The organism is Sphingomonas sp. BLCC-B65, assembly GCF_028550675.1.
Lineage (GTDB): Bacteria > Actinomycetota > Actinomycetes > Actinomycetales > Microbacteriaceae > Microbacterium.
Genome location: NZ_JAQQGL010000001.1, coordinates 2360663 through 2376688 on the forward strand (window position 1 = coordinate 2360663; position 16026 = coordinate 2376688).

At 70.8% G+C, this 16026-nt stretch carries 16 protein-coding genes and 2 tRNA genes; 11 read left to right on the forward strand and 7 right to left on the reverse strand.

Annotated elements, in window-relative coordinates; genetic code table 11:
* Positions 1–4: 4 nt before the first annotated feature.
* Positions 5–988 carry a prephenate dehydratase gene (gene pheA / locus PP359_RS11095; RefSeq protein ID WP_036316138.1) on the forward strand — a complete coding sequence of 328 codons (984 nt, stop codon included), beginning with the start codon at positions 5–7 and terminating at the stop codon, positions 986–988.
* Between the two features lie 109 nt (positions 989–1097).
* Here pheA and PP359_RS11100 read toward each other — a convergent pair whose 3' ends face one another.
* Complete coding sequence (locus PP359_RS11100; RefSeq protein WP_499250599.1) at positions 1098–2144, reverse strand: LLM class flavin-dependent oxidoreductase; 1047 nt, start codon at positions 2142–2144, stop codon at positions 1098–1100.
* Between the two features lie 47 nt (positions 2145–2191).
* Positions 2192–3538: a cryptochrome/photolyase family protein gene (locus PP359_RS11105; RefSeq protein ID WP_499250600.1), complete on the reverse strand. Its 1347-nt coding sequence runs from the start codon at positions 3536–3538 to the stop codon at positions 2192–2194.
* 122 nt (positions 3539–3660) lie between these two features.
* Here PP359_RS11105 and PP359_RS11110 point away from each other — a divergent pair, with 122 nt between their 5' ends.
* Both PP359_RS11110 and PP359_RS11115 read left to right on the forward strand, forming a co-directional pair.
* Positions 3661–4212 carry a hypothetical protein gene (locus PP359_RS11110; RefSeq protein WP_112931868.1) on the forward strand — a complete coding sequence of 184 codons (552 nt, stop codon included), beginning with the start codon at positions 3661–3663 and terminating at the stop codon, positions 4210–4212.
* Between the two features lie 5 nt (positions 4213–4217).
* The gene (locus PP359_RS11115; RefSeq protein WP_499250601.1) at positions 4218–4814 is read left to right on the forward strand and encodes a TetR/AcrR family transcriptional regulator; all 597 of its coding nucleotides are present in this window, start codon (positions 4218–4220) and stop codon (positions 4812–4814) included.
* Here PP359_RS11115 and PP359_RS11120 read toward each other — a convergent pair.
* Positions 4811–5833: a diacylglycerol/lipid kinase family protein gene (locus PP359_RS11120; RefSeq protein WP_499250602.1), complete on the reverse strand. Its 1023-nt coding sequence runs from the start codon at positions 5831–5833 to the stop codon at positions 4811–4813. The genes PP359_RS11115 and PP359_RS11120 overlap by 4 nt on opposite strands.
* 311 nt (positions 5834–6144) lie before the next feature.
* On the opposite strand from PP359_RS11120, the gene PP359_RS11125 reads away from it, so the two are divergent.
* From PP359_RS11125 to PP359_RS11150, 6 genes are all read left to right on the forward strand, one after another.
* Positions 6145–6345, forward strand: coding sequence for a hypothetical protein (locus tag PP359_RS11125; protein ID WP_499250603.1), 201 nt, complete (start codon positions 6145–6147; stop codon positions 6343–6345).
* 81 nt (positions 6346–6426) lie between these two features.
* The gene (serS, locus tag PP359_RS11130; protein ID WP_499250604.1) at positions 6427–7704 is read left to right on the forward strand and encodes a serine--tRNA ligase; all 1278 of its coding nucleotides are present in this window, start codon (positions 6427–6429) and stop codon (positions 7702–7704) included.
* The gene (locus PP359_RS11135; protein WP_036288963.1) at positions 7701–8630 is read left to right on the forward strand and encodes an HAD family hydrolase; all 930 of its coding nucleotides are present in this window, start codon (positions 7701–7703) and stop codon (positions 8628–8630) included. Before serS ends, PP359_RS11135 begins: the two co-directional genes overlap by 4 nt.
* A 96-nt stretch (positions 8631–8726) precedes the next feature.
* Positions 8727–8811: transfer RNA gene (locus PP359_RS11140), tRNA-Ser, on the forward strand.
* Between the two features lie 35 nt (positions 8812–8846).
* Positions 8847–10148, forward strand: coding sequence for an LCP family protein (locus PP359_RS11145; RefSeq protein ID WP_112931866.1), 1302 nt, complete (start codon positions 8847–8849; stop codon positions 10146–10148).
* Positions 10149–10248: 100 nt separating this feature from the next.
* Positions 10249–10340: transfer RNA gene (locus PP359_RS11150), tRNA-Ser, on the forward strand.
* A gap of 32 nt (positions 10341–10372) precedes the next feature.
* On the opposite strand, the gene arr is transcribed toward PP359_RS11150, so the two are convergent.
* Positions 10373–10795 carry an NAD(+)--rifampin ADP-ribosyltransferase gene (arr, locus tag PP359_RS11155; protein ID WP_499250605.1) on the reverse strand — a complete coding sequence of 141 codons (423 nt, stop codon included), beginning with the start codon at positions 10793–10795 and terminating at the stop codon, positions 10373–10375.
* A gap of 129 nt (positions 10796–10924) precedes the next feature.
* Between arr and PP359_RS11160 the strand changes: the two genes are divergently transcribed.
* Positions 10925–11416 carry a GNAT family N-acetyltransferase gene (locus tag PP359_RS11160; RefSeq protein ID WP_378793059.1) on the forward strand — a complete coding sequence of 164 codons (492 nt, stop codon included), beginning with the start codon at positions 10925–10927 and terminating at the stop codon, positions 11414–11416.
* A gap of 31 nt (positions 11417–11447) precedes the next feature.
* Here the strand turns inward: PP359_RS11160 and PP359_RS11165 are convergent, their stop codons facing one another.
* The 3 genes from PP359_RS11165 to PP359_RS11175 all read right to left on the reverse strand — a co-directional run bounded on the left by PP359_RS11165 (position 11448) and on the right by PP359_RS11175 (position 13884).
* Entirely contained in the window at positions 11448–11948 is a 501-nt protein-coding gene (locus PP359_RS11165) for a DUF2076 family protein (protein ID WP_378793061.1), read from the reverse strand.
* Positions 11949–12097: 149 nt separating this feature from the next.
* Entirely contained in the window at positions 12098–13213 is a 1116-nt protein-coding gene (locus PP359_RS11170) for a sensor histidine kinase (RefSeq protein ID WP_499250606.1), read from the reverse strand.
* Positions 13210–13884 carry a response regulator gene (locus tag PP359_RS11175; protein ID WP_036316355.1) on the reverse strand — a complete coding sequence of 225 codons (675 nt, stop codon included), beginning with the start codon at positions 13882–13884 and terminating at the stop codon, positions 13210–13212. The genes PP359_RS11170 and PP359_RS11175 overlap by 4 nt, the downstream gene beginning before the upstream one ends.
* Before the next feature lie 164 nt (positions 13885–14048).
* Here PP359_RS11175 and PP359_RS11180 point away from each other — a divergent pair, with 164 nt between their 5' ends.
* Entirely contained in the window at positions 14049–16025 is a 1977-nt protein-coding gene (locus PP359_RS11180) for a bifunctional lysylphosphatidylglycerol flippase/synthetase MprF (protein WP_499250607.1), read from the forward strand.
* Position 16026: the final 1 nt, after the last annotated feature.

Sequence of the window (16026 nt, forward strand, 5' to 3'; positions counted from 1 at the left end):
ACCCGTGACTTCCGCGCCTTCGTCGACCGAGGCGTCTGCGGCATCCGTGCCCGCGCGCCGTACCTACAGCTATCTCGGACCGGCCGGAACGTTCACCGAAGCGGCGCTGGCGCAGGTGCCCGAGGCGCGCGACCAGATCTGGCGTCCGGTGCGCAATGTCGCCGAAGCGCTCGCCGACGTGGTCGAAGGCCGGTCGGATGCCGCGATGATCGCGATCGAGAACTCGGTCGACGGCGGTGTGTCCACCGCACAGGATGCGCTGGCCACGATGCCGGGGCTGAGAATCATCGGTGAGTATCTGGTCCGCGTGAACTTCGTGCTCGTCGGCCGTCCGGGAACCCGCCTCGAGGACGTCACCCTCGTGGCTGCGCACCCGGTCGCCTACGCGCAGTGCCTGCGCTGGCTGTCGGCCCATGTGCCCGACCACGCGCACCTGCCGGCGTCGAGCAACGTGGCCTCCGCGGTCGACATGTTGGAGGGCATCAGCGACGCGGATGCCGCGGTGGCGCCGCCCGCGATCCTCGAACACCACGACCTTCAGCTGCTCGCCGAGGAGATCGGCGACAACGCCAATGCCGTCACCCGCTTCGTGCTGGTGGGGCGCACCGTCGCGCCGCCCGCGCCGACCGGCGCCGACAAGACCTCGCTGATCGTCGAGCTGCCCGAGGAGTACCCTGGCGCGTTGATGGAGATGCTCGAGCAGTTCGCCACGCGCGGGATCAACCTGTCGCTGCTCGCCTCGCGACCCATCGGCGACGCCCTGGGGCGCTACCGATTCGTCATCGATGCGGACGGGCACATCCAGGACGAGCGCATGGCCGACGCGCTGCTGGGTCTGCGGCGGTTCAGCCCGAAGATGATCTATCTCGGCTCCTATCCGCGCGCCGACCGTGCGATCGTCCACTACCCCGAGCGCTACTCGGACGAGGTGTTCGTCGAGGCCCGCGACTGGCTTCGCGGTCTCATCTCCGGCGCCCCCGAGGCCTGACCACCGGCTTCGCCGTTTCGACCGGGGATGCAGTTCTCGCCGGTCGTTGAGCGAGCGGAGCGAGTCGAAACGCAGAGCGCAGCGAGTCGAAACGCCCCGATCCGCGGCCTCAGGCTGCGAGGAGTTCCAGCGTCTGGACGCGGCCGGTCGCGGCGTTCATCGGCTCCCCGTCGTAGGCTCCCGACACGGGCGAGACCATGACCTCGTCGACGCCGTGGCGATCCGCGAAGGCCGCAATCGCCCCGCGCGCGTCGTCGCCGGTGCCGACGAACCAGCGCCGCCGCAGCGCGTCGAGAAGAGGGCTGGCGAGACGGTCCTCCGCCTCGGACGCGGCGGCCTGCTCGACGGTTTCCAGCGCCGTGAGCGGGCGCCCACCGCGCAGACGTGCCATCATCCGCGCCTGCGGCAGCATGCGCTCCTCGGCCTCGGCGGTGGTGGGGGCGACGACCGCGTTGGCGGTGAGGAAGGTGCGGGGCGCGTCGAGGTGCGCCGAGGGCTGGAACTGGCCGCGATAGAGGTCCAGCGCTCGCTCGAGGCCCTCGCCCGAGAAGTGGTTGGCGAACACGTAGGGCAGCCCGAATGCGGCCGCGAGCTGCGCCGAGTAGTCACTCGATCCGAGCAGCCACACCTCGGGCGCGCCCGTCGCCGCGGGCGTCGCGTGGATGCCGTAGCGGTCGTCGTCGCCGGCGCGGCCCGTGAGGCGCACCGTCGCGCCGTCGGGCGACATCAGCGCGCTGATGTCGCGGACGTGCTCGGGGAAGCGGTCCACGTCGCTGGAGGTGCCGCTCATGCGCAGCAGCTGGGTGATGACCGGGTCGCTTCCCGGTGCTCGCCCGAGGCCCAGGTCGACGCGGCCGGGCGCGATGGCCTCGAGCGCGGCGAACTGCTCCGCGACGACGAGCGGCGCGTGGTTCGGCAGCATCACGCCGCCGGAGCCGACGCGGATGCGCGAGGTGCGTGCGGCGGTGGCAGCGATCAGTACCGGCGGCGTCGTCGACGCGACGGCCGGCATGTTGTGGTGCTCTGCGGACCAGTAACGGCGATAGCCCAGGTCGTCGGCGCGCTGCGCCAGCGCGAGCGAGGCGGCGACGGCCTGGCTGCTGGTCTGGCCGGAACGGACGGGAACGAGGTCGAGAACGGAGAGTGCGGGAGACATCGACAGCGACAACCCCGCGCGCGCCTCTCGCATTCCGCCGCCGGATCTCAACCGGCGTTCTTCACGACCTCGTAGGCCGCCAGGGCCGCGTCGCGCGATGCCTTCAGGTCGACGATGGGGTCCCTGTCCTCGGCATCCGGCGCCCACTCGCGGACGTACCGCCCGTCGCCATCGAATTTCTTCGCCTGCAGCTCCGGGTTGAAGATGCGGAAGTAGGGGGCCGCGTCGGCGCCGGAGCCGGCGACCCACTGCCAGTTGAACGGGTTGCTGGCGGCATCCGCATCGACGAGGGTGTCCCAGAACCACTCCTCGCCGCGGCGCCAGTCGATGAGGAGGTTCTTGATGAGGAAGGATGCCGTCACCATCCGCACCCGGTTGTGCATGAAGCCCGACGCCCACAGCTCGCGCATGCCGGCGTCCACCAGGGGAACCCCGGTCTCGCCGCGCTGCCACGCGCGCAGCATCGATGGCCTCAGTCGGGGCCAGGGGAACGCGTCGTACGCGGGCTTGAGGTTCGTGGTCGCCAGATCCGGCGCGTGGAAGAGGGTGTGCCAGGCGAACTCGCGCCAGCCGACCTCGGAGAGGAAGCCGGCTACGCGGGCGCCCGATTCGACGGCCGCGTGCCACACCTGGAATGGGCTCAGCTCTCCCCACCGCAGCCGTGGCGACAGCATCGAGGTCGCGCCCCCGGCGGGCTCGTCGCGGGCGCGGTCGTAGTCGGCGACATCCTCGGCGAGGAACTCCCGCAGGCGGTGGCGTGCGGCGAGTTCGCCGGGAGTCCAGCGCTCGCGCAGCCCGCCCGCCCAGTCCGGTCTCGTCGGCAGCAGCGCCCAGTCGTCGAGGTCGTCGGATGCCGGGTACGTCGACGCCCCGCGCAGCTCGCGCGGCTCCGCGAGCGGCTCGCGCGGAGCGGGAAGCTGCTGACACGCTTTCCAGAACGGCGTGAACACCCCGTAGGGCGTCCCCGCGCCGGTGCGGACGGTCCACGGTTCGAACAGCAACGATGCCGCGAACGAGCTGACTTCGAGGCCGTCGGCTCGCAGTGACGTCTTGAGGCCCGCGTCCACCTCGCGTTCGGGCGTGCTGTACCGCCGGTTCCAGAACACCGCGCCGGCGCCGACCTCGCGGGCGAGTGAAGGGATGACCTCGGATGCGGCGCCGCGGCGCAGGACGAGGCGGGTGCCCTTCTCGCGCAGGCGCTCGCCGAGCGCGGTGAGGGAGTGATGCAGCCACCACCGGGCGGCGCCGCCGAGGGGACGCATACCCGGCGACTCCTCGTCGAGCACATAGACCGCGATCACGGGCTCGTCGCGATCGACGCCCGCACGCAGCGCGGGATTGTCCGCGACGCGGAGGTCGTCGCGGAACCAGACGAGACTCGGGGATGCCGGCATGGCTCCATCGTGCCGGGTCCGTCGGGCTGCGGCGAGCCCTTGCGTATGCGGTGGCGCTGGCGGTACGTGGCGGGAATCTTTGTGAGTACAGTTGTACTCACAAAGATGAAGAGGCGGGTCGCATGATCGTCATACTGATCGTGGCGTGCGAGGTCGGGTTCTGGGTAGCCGTGCTCGCCGGCCTCCTCGCGCGCTACCCCCTGCGGCGACCGCGGCTGGGGGCAGCGCTGCTGATCGCGGCTCCGGCGATCGACGTTGTGCTGTTGATCCTCGTGGCCGTCGACTTGCTCCGCGGAGGGGCTGCCTCGTGGCAGCACGGGCTGGCCGCGATCTACATCGGCTTCTCGGTCGCCTTCGGCCATCAGGTCATCTCGTGGGCCGACGTGCGCTTCGCGCACCGTTTCGCCTCCGGGCCTCCGCCCGTCAGGCTCTCGGGTACCGCATACACGATCGCGTGTTGGAAGGACGTGTTGCGCACCATCGTCATGGTGGTGATCGCGGGCGGTGTCACGTGGGGGCTGATCGCGCTCGCCCGCGACGGCAACGGGGCTGACGAACTGCTGGTCAACGTTCGGATCCTTGGGATCATCCTCGCCGCCGACGTGATCTGGGCTGTGAGCTACACCATCTGGCCCCGACGCGCGTCGTCAGCGCCGCCCGTCGGGGCACACTAGCTCTCATGCCCCGGCTCATCGACCAAGACGCTCGCACGCGAGACATCGCCGCGGCCTCGCTGCGCGTGCTCGAGCGCGACGGCCTCGCGGGACTGTCGGTGCGCGGCGTGGCAGACGAGGCGGGCATCGCCGTCGCGTCGCTGCGGCGCACCTTTCCCACGCAGCATGCGCTGCGCGAGCACTGTCTGCTGCTCATCGATCGGCGGGTGTCCGCGCGCATCGCCGGGCTTCTCGGGCACTCCGCGGGACGTCGGCTCGCTGAGGAGATCCTGGAACAGCTGTTGCCGCTCGATCATGACCGGCGGGTGGAGCTGCTCGCCCAGATCCAGCTCGGCGTGCTCGCTCTCACCGATGCGCGGCTGCGCGACTCGGTCCTGCGCCTCAACGGCGGGGTCGCCGCGGCGTGTCGCGCGTGCATCGAGCTTCTGCGAGAGGCGGACGACCTCGGCGTCGGGCGCGACCCGAACCTGGAGGCCCAGCGGCTGCACGCCCTGCTGGATGGCGCCGCCCTGCACGCGGTGTGGGGCGGGGAGGATGACGCGGAGGCGGCGCGCCGCCTGGTCGTCGCGCACCTCGACGACATTGCCCGCCGTCCCCGCTAGAGCGTGGGGGAGGTGTGCCCGGTGGGTACGGCGAGCCGGAGCGCGCCGGCGTGGATGCGCACGTCGACGGCCGTGGCCTCGCCGAACTCGTCCCCGTCGAGCTGCACCGGCGTGGCGACGCCGGCGGCGATCTGGATGCCGGTACCGCGTGCGTACCGGATGGAGTTGTCCCGGGTGCGCAGCCGCAGAATGCGCCGTCCGGCGCGGAACCTGCGCAGCACGCTGTTGTCCCAGGCGACGCGGCGCCACACCGCGAGCCAGCCGAAGGCCGTCTTGGGTTGGAAGATCGCGATGTCGAGCTGCCCGTCGGCGACCGACGCCTCGGGGATCAGCTCCAGACCGGCCGGCAGCGAGCCGCAATTGGCGAAGAGCACGCTCTGCACGTGTGCGCGGTGTATCCGGTGGCCGGCGACCTGGTACATGATGCCGAAGGGTTTGGCCTTCACGAGCGAGCGGGCGGCGCCGTCGACGTAGGCGACCCACCCGACCTTCTTCTTCAGATCGCCGCTGGTGTTGGCGATCATGGCGGCATCCAGACCCATGCCGCCCATCACGACGAACGCACGCTCCTCCCGCTGTCCGTCGGGGCGCACCAGCTCCGCGAACCCCACATCGATCGCGTGGACATCGCCCGCGAAGGTCGCCGCGATCATGGCGTCGGGATCGGAAAGGGGAAGCTGGAGGTTGCGGGCGAGCAGATTGCCGGTGCCGCTCGGCACGATCGTCAGCGGCACCTCCACGCCCGCCATGGCCTCGCTGACCGCGCGGACCGTGCCGTCGCCGCCCGCGACGAGCACCGCATCGGCTCCGGCCGCGATCGCCTCGCGCGCCAGACCGTCGCCGAGTTCGTCGACGGTCGTCTCGTAGAAGAGCGGCTCCGCCCACCCTGCGTCGGCGGAGTGACGGGTCACCGCATCGCGCAGCTGATCGACCTCGACCTTGATCGGGTTGTAGACCAGCGCCGCGCGGCGAGGCGACGCCTCATCACCGGAGGGTGCAGCGACGTCAGCGGATGCCATGCGGCTAAACATACCCGGCGGTGAACATCAGCGGCGGGGCGGGCGGATCGTGGCGCCGCGGCACTCGCTGCGGCTGAGGCCATGGACGGGTAGAACGGAGGGAGGGGACAAGCGCGTCAGATCCGCTCCGCTGTTCGCTGGGCGGGCTGGATCGCCCTGTTCCTCGCCCTTGCGATCCCGCTGGGCACCTCCCTCGTCGCCATGGCGGTATTCAGGAACCCGTCCTGCGCCACCGCGCGATGGAGTGTGGCGCCGCAACCGCGATCGGGATCGCCGTGGGGGGCACTGCTCGGATCGACACGCTCGGCGGGGTGCAACGCGCCGACGCCGTCCACTTCGGCGTGACCGTGATCGTCGTGGTCGTCATCGCCGCGACGGCACTCGTGCGTCAGTTGGATCCGTCGCAACCCGTGAACGCATGGGTGTTCTTCGCCTCCGCGGGAGGCATGGCTGCCTACGTCGTGTCCTCGCTGATCCTCGGACTGCGCCTCGCGGCTCGGCACCGTCTCTAGACACACGCCGTCTGCGACGGCTCCCCGAGCCGTCGTGCCCGACGACCGAGCAGGGGCGACCCCGCGAACTAGACTTGTCGGGTGATCGATCTCGCCCTTCTCCGCGACAATCCGGACCTCGTCAAGCGCTCGCAGGAGGCGCGCGGCGAGTCGGCCGACACCGTCGACGCCGCGATCGAAGCCGACCGCGCCCGGCGCGCGGCGATCACGGCCTTCGAAGAGCTGCGCGCCGCACAGAACGCGCACGGCAAGACCGTCGCCTCGGCGCCAAAGGAGGACAAGCCCGCGCTCGTCGCGCAGGCGAAGGAGCTGAGCGATCGCGTCAAGGCCGCGCAGCAGGCCGTCACCGCGGCCGAAGAGGCCGCCGACGCGGCCCTCGCCCGCATCGAGAACATCGTCATCGACGGGGTTCCCGCCGGCGGCGAGGAGAACTTCGTCACCGTCCGTACGCACGGCGAACCGGCATCCTTCGACTTCGAGCCCCTCGACCACCTCGCCCTCGGTGAGAAGCTCGGCGCGATCGACATGGAGCGCGGCACCAAGGTCTCCGGCAGCCGCTTCTACTTCCTCACCGGCATCGGCGCCCGCCTCGAGTACGCCCTCATGTCCCTCGCGCTCCAGCGCGCGGTGGATGCCGGGTTCATCCCCATGATCCCGCCGACGCTCGTGCGCCCCGAGGTCATGCGCGGCACCGGCTTCCTCGGACAGCACGCCGACGAGGTCTACAAGCTCGAGGCCGACGACCTCTACCTCGTCGGCACGAGCGAGGTCCCCCTTGCGGGCTACCACATGGGCGAGATCCTCGACCTGACCGCCGGCGCGAAGCGCTACGCCGGCTGGTCCACCTGCTACCGGCGCGAAGCCGGGTCGTACGGCAAGGACACCCGCGGCATCATCCGGGTGCACCAGTTCAACAAGCTCGAGATGTTCGTCTACACGACCCCGGAGGATGCCGAGGCCGAGCACCTGCGCCTCGTCGCTCTGCAGGAGCAGATGCTGCAGGACCTCGGTCTCAGCTACCGCGTGATCGACGTGGCCGCGGGAGACCTCGGATCCAGCGCGGCGCGCAAGTACGACGTCGAGGCCTGGGTTCCGACGCAGGGCTCGTACCGCGAGCTGACCTCCACCAGCAACTGCACGACCTACCAGGCGCGACGCCTCGACGTGCGCTACCGGCCGAGCGTCGACGGCGTGGCGAGCAAGACCGCTCCGGTCGCGACGCTGAACGGCACCCTCGCGACCACCCGATGGATCGTGGCGCTGCTGGAGACGCACCAGCGCGCCGACGGGTCGGTGGTGATCCCCGAGGTGCTGCGGCCCTACCTCGGTGGCCTCGAGGTGGCGGAGCCGATCGCATGAGCGGCCCGCGCGCCGAAGACCGTCTGCCGCCCACGGGTGCGATCGAGGTCGTCGACGCGCCGAAGGCCGCGCACCTCGTCGACGATCTGGCGACGGATGCCGAGAACCCCGCCGTCGCGACGGAGCGCCTGCTCATCGCGCTCGACGTCGACGGCACGGTGCTGCTGGAGGACGAGACCCTCAGCCCGGGTGTCGTGGAGGCCGTCGCGCACGCTCATCGCGCCGGACACGAGGTAATGCTCGCCACGGGCCGCAGCTGGGAGGGCACCCGCGGCATCCAGCACGTGCTCGAGCTCGCCCCGGAGTACGCGGTCTGCTCCAACGGCGCCGTCATCATGAAGCGCGTCGGGGGCGACTTCGCGGAAGAAGGCCGCTACGAGCGCTTCCACGTCGAAACGTTCGACCCCTCGGAGGTCGTCGACCTCTTGCGCGCGCACCTGCCGCACGCGAAGTACATGGTGGAACTCGCCGACGGCGAGCGGCTCTACACCGAGCGGCTCGACGACTGGAACCTGGCGCACGCGCGCCGAGTCGACTTCGCCGAGCTCGTCGCGCAGCCCGTCTGCCGCGTCGTCGTGGTCGCACCCGACGAGACCGACGAGGACTTCCTGGCCCTCGTCGAACGCATCGGCCTCACCAAGGTCTCGTATGCCGTGGGCTGGTCGGCGTGGCTCGACATCGCGCCGCAGGGCGTCGACAAGTCGACCGCCCTCGAGCGCGTGCGCACCTGGCTCGGCGTGGAGAGCGAGCGCGTACTGGTGATGGGCGACGGCCGCAACGACCTCGGTATGTTCCGCTGGGCCCTCGATCACGGTGGCCGTGCCATCGCGATGGGACAGGGGCCCGACGAGGTGCGCCGTGAAGCAGGAGAGGTCACGGCTTCGGTGCACGCCGGCGGCGTCGCCGACATCCTGCGCGAACTCTGACGCCTTTTCAGCCGCCGCCCAGGACGACGCGCGATGATGGGCATCGTGCGTCGACTAGACTCGTCGCCTGTCTGAGGGATGCCGCGGCATCCATCGGGAGGGTTGTCCGAGCGGCCGATGGACCCGGTCTTGAAAACCGGTGGGCAGAGATGTCCCGTGGGTTCGAATCCCACACCCTCCGCAGAAGCGGTCGTGCCCGCTGTCGAAAGGTCCCCCGTGAGTCCACGCCCCGAGCGCCCTCGTCGGCAGCCCGTCGCCCGCCACGGCATCCTGAAGTCTCCGCACCCGCTTTCGCAGGTGCTCGCGATCCTCGCGGCGATCGTCGCGGTCGCCGTGGTGAGCACGACGGCCGTGGGCGCGTTCTATGTGTGGGATGCCGCGCGTGCCGTACAGGCCGCCGGTGTCTCGATCGGCGGCGATGACGAAGCGCTTCCGCCCACGCTCGGCGAGATCGAGGGCGGCGCCAACATCCTCGTCGTCGGCACCGACTCGTGCGAGGGGCCCAACGCCGCCCTCTCCGGTGCTTGCCAGGCCGGCGACACCGACGGCGAGCGCAACGACGTCACGATGCTCGTGCACATCTCCGATCAGCCGCGTCGCGTCACGGTCGTTTCCTTTCCGCGCGACATGATCGTGCCGATCCCTTCGTGCACCGGCCCGGACGGCACGCAGTACTCCGCGATGAGCGGTCAGATGCTCAACGCGTCGTACATGTACGGCGGCCTGTCGTGCACCGTGGCGACCATCGAGAAGCTGACCGGCATCGACATCCAGTTCGCCGCCGCGACGCGATGGACGGGTGTCATCGCGATGTCCGACGCCATCGGCGGCGTCGACGTCTGTGTCGCCGACGACATCAGCGACAGCCACACCGGGCTCAACCTGACCAAGGGCGAGCACACGCTGATGGGCGTCGAAGCCCTGCAGTTCCTCCGCATCCGTCACGGCATCGGCGACGGTTCGGACCTCGGCCGCATCTCGAACCAGCAGCAGTTCCTGAGCTCTCTGGTGCGCAAGCTGCAGTCCGAGGGCGTGCTGGGCAACCCGGCGACCCTCTTCAACCTCGCCAACACCGCGATCTCGCAGGTGACCGCCGACCCGCCACAGGTCGTGCTGAGCTCCACCCTCGCGAACCCGCAGCGGATGGTGCAGATCGCGATGGCGGTGCGCAGCGTGCCGTACCAGGACATCGTCTTCGTGCAGTACCCCACGGTGTATGCGACCGGCGGTTCCCGTGTCGACCCCGTCACCTCGGCGGCCAAGGTGCTCTTCGACGCGCTCGCCAACAACCAGCCGATCCAGCTGACCGGGTCGACCAGCGACGGCTACGGCACCGAGGTCGTCGGTGAGGCGACGCCGTCGCCCGCCGACCCGGGCGCCACGCCCAGCCCGACCGCCACCGGCGACGCCGGCGCGACGGCTGCGGCACCCACGCCCACGCAGGAGGCCGTGCAGCTGCCGTCCTCGATCACCGGGCAGACCGCGGCCCAGGTGACCTGCACCGTCGCCCAGCGCTGATCGTGCCGTCGACCGGATGCGGCGGCATCCGGTTCGGCAGCACGCTCCGAAACCGTTATGCTTGCGGGGTGCGTTCGCGCGGTTTCGACCGGCAGCGCCTGGAGACGTCGCATAGTCAGGCCTAGTGCACCACCCTGCTAAGGTGGAGTCCCCTTACGGGGACCGAGGGTTCAAATCCCTCCGTCTCCGCCACTTCCCCTTTCGCTGCAGCGGTTCGCTCACCGTCAGTTGATGATGTCGCCGCGCTCCTCGGGCGGTCGGGACGTGATGCGCTCGCGCCACAGCTGCCGCTCCTCCGGTGTCAACCGCGGCCAGTCCGCGACCTCCTCGACCACACGCAACGCCTGCGCGCTGCGATAGGAGCGGGTCGGGTTTCCGGGGAACTTCTTGTCGGTGACGTTCGGATCGTCCTCGAAGGCACCTGTCGGCTCGACGAGGTACACGCGAGGAGCGCGGCCGTCGGCGGCGAGGTCGGCGGCGAGTTCGGCCGCGAGGCCGGCGCCGGGCAGCAGCGCGGTGAAGTAGATGTGGTTCATCACGACCTCGGGTCGATAGTTCGATCGAAACCCCGGGCTCAGGACGTCGCCCGGGTGCAGGTCGGCGACCGTGCCGTGGAAGAAGGGACCTGTCTCGTCGGCTGCGCTCATGCTGTCAGCGTAGATCGCCGGCGGTTCTCGAGTGCGCGTGCCGAGTTCTCCTGCCGAGAGAACCGGCAAGGGGATTGACGTTCATGCGGAATCCGCGTCAGTCTCGTGAGGTCGTCAGGAGACCCCCCCATGCCCCAGATCACCATCCGCCCCATCCACCCGTCCGACGCGGGCGAGGTGCTGACCGTGCAGCGGGCGGCCTTCGTCGCCGAGGCGCTCATCTACGGCGACCCCGATATGGCCCCGCTCACTCAGACGCTGGAGGAAGTCGAGTTCGAACTGCGCGACAACCTCGGCTGCGTCGCGATCGCGGGGACGCGACTGGTGGGGGTCGCGCGCGCCGTCGCCGATGGGGATATGCTCCTCGTCGGCCGGATCGCGATCGCTCCCGATCAGCAGGGTGAGGGCATCGGATCGAGATTGCTGGAGGCCGTCGAACAGCGAGGCGTCGAGAGCGGATGCCGGCGGGCGGAGCTGTTCACCGGATCGCTGAGTGCGCAGAACATCGCGTTGTACGAGAGCCGCGGCTATCGGGAGAGCGCACGCATCGATCAGGGGGACGGCACCGCGCAGGTGTTCCTGCAGAAGGAGATCGCAGCGGCGGACGCCACCGGGGGCTGACGTCCTCCGCTGCGCAGGCGTACGGTCCCCGTCAGAACACGTCGCCCATGTCCCACCCGTCGTCACCGTCGTCGTCGCCACCGTCGGCGGACGGCGCGGGGGCTGCGGGGGGAGGTGTGAACATGCTGGAGATGCCCTGCGCGAGCAGCACACCGCCCGCGACGCCTGCTGCTCCGGCGGCCGCGGTGCGCAGGAAGCTGCCACCACCGCCACCACCGGCGGGTGCCGCCTGATCGGCTCCGCCGTCGCGCCGGGACCCGAACAGGCCTCCCCAGCGTGGGCGCGGGCTCTCCTCCGCGGCGGCGGGCGCGGCGGTCGCGGGCGCTGCCGGAGGCGTGGCGGCGGGCGCGCCCGCTGCGGCGAGAGCCTCCTTCTGCAGCAGCACGGTCTGCACGAGGAAGTACAGCGCGTCCGGCTGCGTGCCGATCAGCTGATCGATCAGGCGGGCCGCCTCGGCATCCTTCTGGATCGGTCCCGCACCGCGCACCGCGTCGGCGAGGTCGACGATCAGTCGCACATCCGAAGTCTGCATGGCATGTCCTTTCGTTCGGCGCGGATCGGCGTCGGGTGCCGTGGCCGCGCTCTTCCATGCTCGGTCGCCGGGGACTGCGGGCCCATCCGCCGGGCGGCCGGGAACGCTTGCCGACCGGCGGACACCCCTCGCCCGACGGCGGGGCGGGATCAGTCCGTGCGGCGCGGCAGGGTCAGGCGCACGAGGAAGCCGTCATCGAGAGGGTGGGCGTCGAGGGTTCCCCCCAGGATCTCGGCACGCTCGCGGAGGCCTCTCAGCCCCAGACCCGCGCCGGGCAGATCGAGAGCCGGCTCCGTCATCGCGCCGTTGGTGATCGTGACACCGCACGCACGGTCGTCCTGCCAGAACGCGACGGCGACGGGCGAGCCGGGCGCGTGCTTGCGGACGTTGGTCAGTGCCTCCTGCACGGTGCGGTAGACGGCGCGTTGCGCCGCGGGCCCGAGATCTTCGGGTGGGGCTCCGGTGACCGCCAAGGCCATGCCGGTCGATGCGAGCAGTGCGGGAAGCTCCGCGATCGTCGGCTGCGGCGCGAGACCGGGACTGCGGGTGCCGGCGGCGCGCAGCAGCATGACCATCGAGCGGAGCTCCTCCAGAGTCGTCGAACTCAAGGACCGGATGGATGCCGCGCCCTCCCGCGCCGCGGCATCCGCCGCCGTGACCTGCAGAGCGGCCGCCTGCACCGCGATCAGACTGACCTGATGCGACACGACGTCGTGCATCTCGCGCGCCAGCTGGTTGCGCTCTTGGTCGAGGACGGACTGCGCGTACAACTCCTGTTCGTGGCGCTTGGTCGCCTCGATCTCCTCGAGGCGCGCGTGCAGCTCCTCCGTCGTCTGCAGGAGTTGGCCGAGCAGGATGGGCGCCGCCGCGGTGGCCGCTTGGTACACGAAGGTGACCGCGGTCCAACTCTGGTCGACGACGAGCTGATCGACGATCGGCCACCCGATGGCCTCGGCCGCGGCGAACGCCGCTCCCGCGAGAATCAGCAGCCCGCGGGCCCGCGTGCGCGCCGACAGGCTGAACAGCGCGATGACGGGTGCGGCGAGCACATTCGCGATGAGTGCGGCAGGCAGGGTGAGTGCGAAGGCCAGCGCCGGCCAGCGACGCCGCAGCAGCAGTGCGGCGCACCCGAGGATGCAGACCGCGAGCGTCAGGGGGTCGTCGGTGTTGGCCGAGAGGTAGGCGTCGGCGGCGGCCACGGCGACGGCGAGAAGATCGACGACGAACGGCGGGACCCGCCGCCACCATGCTCGGATGGCGTTCACACCGTGTCGTCCCGTTCGGCGCCGTCGTGCGCGTCGAGCAGGCCCGCGCGCTGCGCTGCGAGCGCCGCCTGCACGCGACCGGCGACTCCCAGCTTCGCGAGGATCGCGCTGACGTGGTCCTTGACGGTGCCGGCGCCCAGGTAGAGCCGCCCGCCGATCTCCGCGTTGGAGAGCCCCTGAGCGACGAGCGCGAGCACCTGCTGCTCGCGACCGGTGAGCGTCGCGACGCGCTCGGCCTCGGCATCCATGGCCAGGCGGCCCGGCTGCGTGTCCAGAAGCCGACGCGACGCGCGCGGGGCGAGCACGACGCCGCCCGCGGCGAGAGCCCGCACGTACTGCGCGAGCTGATCGGGCTCGGTGTCCTTCAGCAGAAACCCGGAGGCGCCGGCGTTGAGCGCAGTGAGCACGTACTCGTCCGCGTCGAACGTCGTCAGCATCGCGATCGCCGGCCGATCGGGCATCGCGGTGAGCACGTTCAACAGCGTGAGCCCGTCCACCTGGGGCATGCGGATGTCGAGGAGCAGCACGTCGGGCTTCTCCGCCTTGATCACCTCGAGTGCGTCGACACCGCTCGCGCTGGCGACCACACGGATGTCGGGTGTCGCATTCAGGATGAGTGTGAAGCCGCTGCGCACCAGCGCTTCATCGTCCACGATGACGACACGGATCATCGACGCCACCTCCCTCCCTCAGAACCTAGATCATGGTGCTCGCGGTCGCGTCCACGTCGTCGGACGTTCCGCCATCCGCCGGGAGGGAGGCCCGCCGATCGGCGGGGGCGGATGACACCTGCCGACCGATGCGTCGGCGCGCGGATCGAGGTTGGCTCGATGGTGTGAAACCTGCCTTCTCCGCCGTCGTCCGTGCTGTGCTGCGCCACCCCGTGTCGCTCGCCGTCGCCGCGGGGGCCCTGGGGATGGGGGTCGCCCATGTCACCGCGGCGGGAGAAGTCGCGCTGGACGGGGCGGCCTTCAGCGTGCTGTCGTGGCTCGGCCTGGTCGTGATGCTCGCGATCGTCGAGCGCATGATGGGAAGCGCGCGGGCGGTGCTCGTGACCGCTGCGGGCACGGCGACGGCCGTCCTGCTCGCCTGGGGTGTCTTGTCCACTCTTGCCGCTCTCGGGGAGCAGCTGTCGGTAACGGCCCTGCAGTACCAACCGTGGGTGCCCTCGGTCACGACGGCCCTTCTGGTGACGGTCGCGTCGGGCTCGCTGCGTCCCGCGACGCGGCGACGCGTCCGCTGGGCCGCCGTCACGATCATCGTTGCGATGCTCCTGGTCAACGGCCATGCCTCCGATCTGGCCCGTGCGGCGGCGGTGCTGCCCGGCCTCGCCGCAGCGGCGTGGTGGGCGCCGTCCGCCGCGGTGCGCCCGTGGCCGGCCGGCGCGCGCAGTACGTGGCGACGCCTCGTCTCATCCGCGCTCATCGTCCTGGCCAGCGCCCTCGCGCTGGCGGCGGTGACCCCCGACGCCAGCGGAATCCTGGCGTGGACGGGCGCCGCGGTCGATGCATCCCTCGCGCCCCTGGCCGCCGCGCTTCTTCTGGTCAGCGCGTTGCTGATCGATCTCGGTCGGATCGTGGGCGTCGTGCTCGCCGGGGCTGTGCTCGTCACGGTCGCCGCCGTCGTGTTCGTCGAGGTGCTGCTCACACCTCTGGTCGAGGGGGACCTCTGGTGGTCCGGGATCAGCGGCGGCGAGATGGAATGGCAGATCGTCATCGCGCTCGCCGGTGTCCTTCCCGCGCTGGCCGCGCTGAGCGTGGTGATCGGCGCTCGCGCGATCGTGCGGCGCGCGGCGCCGACGGCGACGGCGGAAGACCGCGCCGCCGCCCGGGACGCCGCACACGCTCTCGGAACCGGCACCTTCGCCCACATGGCGACCTGGGCGGGCAACTCGGTGTGGGTCGGCCCGGACGGCGCGGTGGTCGCGTATCGCGTGCGCGGCGGCGTGGCGATCACGGTGGGTGATCCGATCTGCTCCGACCGCGCGGCCACCGTCCGCGCATTCTCCGACTTCTGCGATCAGCGGGGATGGATGCCGGTCCTGTACAGCGTCCATGCCGAAACGGCCGCCGATCTGGCCGGCGCAGGCTGGTCCACGATGCCCGTCGGCACCGAAGCGGTGCTCGCGACCGCCGGCTTCAGCCTCTCCGGCAAGCGGCGTCAGGACCTGCGGACCGCCGTCAACCGTGCCGCACGCGAATCGGTCGAGGCAGTATGGACTCGCTACGTCGATCTCGACGCGGCCGCGCGAGAGCAGGTCGACCGCATCTGCGGGCATTGGGCGCAGGACAAGGCGCTTCCGGAAATGGGCTTCACCCTCGGCGGCCTTGCCGAACTGAAGGACGAGGAGGTGCGCCTGATGCTCGTCGTCGGCGCCGACGGCGAGATCCACGCCGTCACGAGCTGGCTTCCCCGTCGACGGGCGGGCGTCGTCGTGGGATGGACCCTGGATGTCATGCGCCGCGCCGAAGCGGCCATGCCGGGAGCGATGGAGTTCGCGATCGTGTCGACCATCCGGCAGGCGGAGGTCGACGGCATCCCGACGATCAGCCTGTCCGGCACACCGCTCGCTCCGCACGAGGGTGCCGTACCCGGACGGATCTCGCGTCGGGTGGTGCGGGCCCTCGAGCCGGCCTACGGGTTCGCCTCCCTGGAGAGGTTCAAGGCGAAGTTCGGCGCCGAGCACCGCCCCCTCTGGATGTGTTACCCCGAGGGCCTCCAGCTCGGGCGCGTCGGATCGGCTCTGGTCCGCGCCTATGTTCCCGGCCTGCGGCTGCGCGCCATCTTCGCGACGCTGAAGGCGATGGCGTGAG